This is a genomic window from Cellulophaga sp. 20_2_10 (assembly GCF_023476645.1).
In the GTDB taxonomy this organism is placed as follows: Bacteria; Bacteroidota; Bacteroidia; order Flavobacteriales; family Flavobacteriaceae; genus Cellulophaga.
This window is the reverse complement of sequence record NZ_JAMCOJ010000015.1, coordinates 22515-28705: the sequence shown is the minus strand read 5'-3', so window position 1 is coordinate 28705 and position 6191 is coordinate 22515. Positions and strand designations below refer to the sequence as shown.

The window sequence follows — 6191 nt, the reverse complement described above, 5'->3', positions numbered from 1 at the left end:
ACCAGGTTTTACTTGGCTTTAGATACAACGACCCTAACAGACCATTTGTATTAGGCAGCCTGTTTAACGGGCAAACAGGAGCTGGTGGACTAGAACAGAACAAAAGTAAAAGTATTACTACTAGAAGTGGTAATACTATAACTTTTAACGATGATGAAAACCAAGGAAAAATAACAATTTCTGATCCTAGTGGTAGCAGCATTACTCTAAACGGAGATGAAACTATTACAATTTCTGCACCAAAAACAATTACGTTGGGAGCAACAAACATCTTTTTAAATGGAACAGAAATAGAACTAGACGGGACAAATGTTAAAATTGGCGCTAAAAAAAATATCGTAGCAGATGCACCTACAGTAGGAATTACAGGTACAGATAGCTTGTCTTTACTAAGTACCACAAATGCAACTATAGATGGCGGTGCTGAGACCAATGTTTTAGGTGTTGCAATTACATCCAACTCTACTGGTGACACCAACATCACTGGCCCTATGGTAAAAATAAATTCTTAAGTATGAACGAGGACATTTCAATAGCACATCAATATTACAAAATAGAAGAGTACTGGAAAGAAGCTCTAATACAAAAGCAATGGAAACTAGCCATTTGGGTAGCAGAATATTCAGATATTGAAATTATAAGTCATTTTTTAGACATAGAAGGTTCTGCTCTAGGAGAAACAGAAGAGGTTATTCTTAAATTTACTTCTGTATACACTGAAGATGAAGATTATGAAAAACATTTATGGTTAGAATTTACAGATTGGTTTAATCTAGAAAATGATCCAAAATACGATATGCACAAGGCTTTAATTAAAGATAACTATCTTAAAACGCCTTTTGTTCCAAACGCAAATCTTGCACCTACGTTTTCTAATCTCCTTTTAGAGATAGAACGCTTTAGAAAAACATTAATTAGCATAGACCCATCTTTTATTATTGAGTTTGGTTTAGGAATGCACCAACCAGGTTTTGGAGATTGGATGCATGAAATGCTAAAAAAAGATATTCCTACTCCTATTAGGTTTGTAGCTATAGATATTGCAAAAGAAAGGCATTTAAAATCCTTTAAAAGAAAAACACGGTCAAAAATTCATGAAATTCATCCGCAGTTAGCTATGCTTGCGGCTATGAAAAATGAAATGAAAAAAGAGGTCAAAGGGAGCCAACCTCATAGCCCAGATGCTAAATACAAACTAACCGTACTAGAATTAATGGAAGCTTTACCTAATGAGAAAAAAATGCTCCCGTTAATAGATCGTCTCTTTCTAGAAGCAAAACAACTTGGAGAGCCTTCTGTTCTAGTATCTAGTTATTTAATTGTATCACATGCTTACAACACAATTAAAGAACCAAAAAAAGGACTTAAGCATATAGAAAAAGCTATTTCATTAACAGACACCATAAAAACATCTTCGCAATACTATCCATTATGGAGGTCTAGCATGCTATTTAAGGCCGCTTTTTTATTAAATTTAAGTGAGGAAGATGAGGCTTTTGAAGTTTATGAACAGATAGCAGAAAAAGCGACTAAAAATATAGATTATTTCTACATTATGGAGGCCTATAGAATTTGTGCAACCATAGAAATGAAAAAGAAAAAGTATGAAGATGCTTTTGAGTATGCGCTATTAGCATTAAATGGTGGTTGCTATTTAGATTTGCAAACTCGCCAAAATTCTACATTTTTATATGTGGCAAATTTAGCATATAACATTTTAGAATACATATTAGGAGAAGATGAAAAAAGACCTATTGTAGAAGAACACCTAGAGCTTTGGTTGGGTAAAGATTGGAAAAATCTGATTTCTTCAGAAGAAAACTTAAACCAACATTATGCTTCTTTACCAAAAGAGGAAGAATTAATTTCATCAACAAATTAAATTATGTCTTTGAATAAATTAGCTACTAAGACTGCTGAAAAAGCGGCCGAAAAAACAGCAGGTCATGCTCCAGGAAAGAGTTTTGGCGCCTTATTTTCAGAAAAAAAAACACAGCTAGATAATTTACAGAAAGACTTAGCTGCTGCAATAATGCCAAGTATACCAGGGCAACCTGCTGGTAAATTCTCCGATATGGGCTTAGGCATAGATTTTCATTCTACACTTGCACCTCCGTCTCCAATGTGTCCTGTTCCTAATGTTTTTATGGTGTATGATATGATAGCCGCAGTTTTTGCTGCTCTTAGCACTGTTTTACCATCACCCCCTGAACAAGAACAAGAAGAGGTTGCTGAAGGTGAAGAACAACTACCCCAACCTATTACTGTAAGTTCTGTAGCTAGAGCTATTGTTACTATGATGAAGCCTAGCGTTAAGATAAATAACAAATGGGTCGCAAATGCTGGCACGTCTATACAACATTTACCGGGTATGTTTGCTCACTTACCGTTTCCTTCTGTAGCTCCTATGGCAGAAGGTGAAATGTTTATGGGCAGTAGTACCGTTATGGCAGATTCTGCCCCTTTTTCATACCAATTTTTACCAGCGCTCTCTTGTAATATTGTTGGTATACCTGCACCGTTTAGGCTAAAAAAAGCAAGTAAGCCAAAACTAACATTAATGGCTCCTACAGATTGCATGGTAACAGTTATACCTGCAGGAATGGCTGTTTTGGTTGGCGGCCCACCTACTATAGATTTATTTGCTCTAGGTATAAAATTAGGCCTTAAAGGTTTTGGAAAATTATTAAAAAAAGGAAAAAATGCGATAAAAAAAGCTGCAAAAAAAGCAGATGTAGAAAAGGCTTTAAAAAAAGTTGACGTAAAAAAAGCCTCAAAAACAAAATGTGTAGCAGAACCTGTAGATGTTGTTGCCGGACGTGTTGTTTCAGAAAATGAAGAGTTTAGTTTCCCCGGTGCTATTCCTTTTATATTTACACGTCGTTACTATAGTGACATACAAGCAACATCTGCATTAGGGAAAATGTGGCACCATAATTATGATGTTTACCATAGTGAGGTAAACCAAGAAGGAGATATTGTTGTAAGAATTGAAGATGGCCGTTTTATTACATTTCCTGCCTTAGCTGATCATGACACTGTGTATCACCCTATAGAAAAATTAACATGGAGTAAAACAAAGGCGGGTTATGTTTTAGAAGACGAATATAAACTGCAATACCACTTTGGTAGTAACCGTAAACTTATATGTATTGCAAATACTACCAAAGATAAAATCATCATAAAATACAACTCAAATAACAATATAGATTCTGTGATTGATACCGCAGGACGTTTCTTTAAATTTAGATACAACAACCCTGATTTTGTTCATCTTTTAACTACAATAGAACTAGAAACACAAGAAGGCTTTGTATGGAACCATAATTACAAGTACAATTCAGAAGGTCTATTATACAAAGTTAAAGATGTTAACAATGCAGAAAAAACATTCCGTTATAAAGATGGCTTATTATCTCATTTAACCAACCAATTAGGTGGTAATTTTTATTGGGAATACCAAGGTAAGGGAGAAAAAGCAAAATGTATACACGCTTGGGGAGATGAAGGTCTTTTGGAATACCACTTAGATTATAAAGTAGAAAAAACCATTGTAACCAACTCTTTAGGCAACACAACGGTTTATGAGTATGATGATCGTTTGCTAATAACCAAAATAACCGACCCAATGGGCGGGGTAACCATAAACCGCTATAACGAGAACGAAGAAAAAGTACTCACCATAGATCCTATGGGCAATAGCACCAAATTTAATTATGACCAAAGAGGTAATTTAATAGCCATTACCAATGCTTTTGACAATACCGAACGTTTTAGTTACAATGAGCAAGACTTACTCGTAAGCCACACCAGCTACCAAGGAAATAGCTTAAGAAGAACCTTTAACAATCTAGGGCAAGTAACAAAAATAAACTACCCTAACGGCAGCTCTATACAACTAGATTACAAAAATGGCAAACTATACCAAATAATAGATCAAAACAAAAACACCACTACCCTAGAATGGGACAAAAGTCATAATTTAACTACCATACACTTACCTAACAACACTTTTACGCATATGACGTATGATAGTCTTGGACGTATGCAAAAAACAGTTGCTGCAAACGGGGCCACTACAACGTATGATTATGACAAAGTAGGTAATGTATTAAAACTAATAGAACCTACTGGTAATGTACACCAATTTACGTATGACACTGCTGGCAGTGTACTTACTGCAAAAGACCATAAACGTAACGTAAAATTTAGCTACTGGGGCTTAGGGCATTTAAAAAAGCGTACAGAAAATGGTAAAAGTGTTACTTTTTATTATGATACAGAAGAGCAACTAAAAAGCATACGTAATGAGGCTCATGAATTGTACCGTTTTAGCAGAGATGGCAATGGTAATATTATAGGCGAATGGGGTTTTGATGGGCTTAGCCGTAAATACCGTAGAGACGCAAATGGCCAAGTAACAACTACCATTAGCCCATTACACACAACAAATTACAATTACAATGCTTTAAGCCAATTAACTACGGTACAATATAGTAATGGTACGTATGAGTTGTTTAGCTATGATAAAGATGGCAACTTAATACTCGCAGAAAACCAAGACAACCAAGTACGCTTGCAATTAGATAAGGTTGGTAATGTGTTACAAGAGAGCCAAAACGGACACCTAATTACCAATACCTATAATAACTTTGGGCAACGTACTAACATGCAAAGTAGCTTAGGTGCACAGCTAAACCACCAATACAACCCGCTAGGAGAACTTACCAATAGCAATGCAGTACAAGACAAAACAACAGCATGGCAAGCGGCTTTTGAGTATAATAGTATGGGCTGGGAAGTAGAACGTTTGCTTAGCGGTGGCGTAACACAAAAAACCAACTATGACCAGGCTGGCAGAATAAAAGAATTACATGTACACAGCCAAAATTACGAACCTAGCAAACGCCAATACAGCTGGAACCCAAGCAACCAATTAGAGCAATTAATTGTAAACGGAAAAACCACTACATTTAATTACGATGCACTAGGCAATTTAGCACAAGCAAACTACCAACAAACAGAAACTATTTATAAAGTACCAGACCGTATAGGCAACCTATACAAAACAGCAGACCGCAGTGGGTACACTTATGATAAAGGAGGCAAATTACTAGCAGACCCAGAGTGGAACTATACGTATGATGCCGAAGGCAACCTCATAAAAAAAATAGCAAAAAATAAACAAGCAAAAGGCTTTAATTTAATAGATGATGGTAACAGCCACCTACTTACTTGGGAATATGTTTGGAACGCCAATGGTAGTTTACAAAAAGTAAGTAATAATGAGGGGCTACTTACTACTTTTGAGTACGATGCCTTAGGCAGGCGTACCGCTAAAATAAACCCACTAGTAAAAAACAGAGATAATATAACGCGTTTTTTATGGGATAGTAACGTACCCTTGCATGAGTGGACGTACAACCTTAAAGACCGCCCACAATTGGTGGTAAACAACACAGGCGTATTAACATACAATAACCCAGAACCGTTTAACAATGCTACCACATGGGTATTTAATGAGGGGAGCTTTGTACCAACAGCAAAATTGGTTAATGGTGAGTATTTTTCTATAGTTAGTGACCATTTAGGAACACCTGTAGAAGCTTACAACAAAGAAGGTGAAAAAGTATGGGCGTGCGAGTTGGATATTTACGGAAAAGCAATTAAATTTACAGGAGATAAAACGTTCATACCCTTTAGATACCAAGGCCAATATTTTGATGATGACCTAGAGCTGTGTTACAACAGGTTTAGATACTATTCTCCCGATAGTGGAACTTACATAAGTCAAGACCCGATTGGACTCGCAGGAAATAACCCGAATTCCTATGCGTATACTAAAGATAGTAATTCAGAAATAGATATTTTTGGGCTCAACAAGGCTCCTATTAATCTGGGAGATGGCTTTAGAGGAAGGCTTGACCAATTTAATATGGGACATGGAGTAGATTTTGAATTTCATGTTTATGATAAAAACATGAATGAAGTAGGAATTTTTGGTAGTGAAGGCTTCATGAATAAACATGGAATTGCAGGAGCCGATGTTGATGTTCCTAAGAGTGTACAGCAGAGATTAAAAGGAATGTCAGTAGACCAATTGAGAAAAGGAGGAAGATTAGGAGCGAAAGGAACTGAAAATATTAAAGGAGATAAATGGAAACGCCCAAGATTAAAAGGTAATCATTAAA

General features: G+C 36.1%; 2 protein-coding genes and 1 pseudogene. All 3 read left to right on the top strand.

Annotated elements, in window-relative coordinates; all coding sequences use genetic code 11:
- A pseudogene (locus M4I21_RS17480) lies at positions 1-512 on the top strand (type VI secretion system Vgr family protein); the annotation flags it as partial.
- 2 nt (positions 513-514) lie between these two features.
- Positions 515-1882, top strand: coding sequence for a hypothetical protein (locus M4I21_RS17475; RefSeq protein ID WP_249560518.1), 1368 nt, complete (start codon positions 515-517; stop codon positions 1880-1882).
- Between the two features lie 3 nt (positions 1883-1885).
- A complete protein-coding gene (locus tag M4I21_RS17470) occupies positions 1886-6190 on the top strand; it encodes a DUF6531 domain-containing protein (RefSeq protein WP_249560516.1) in 4305 nt (1434 codons plus the stop codon).
- Position 6191 lies beyond the last annotated feature (1 nt).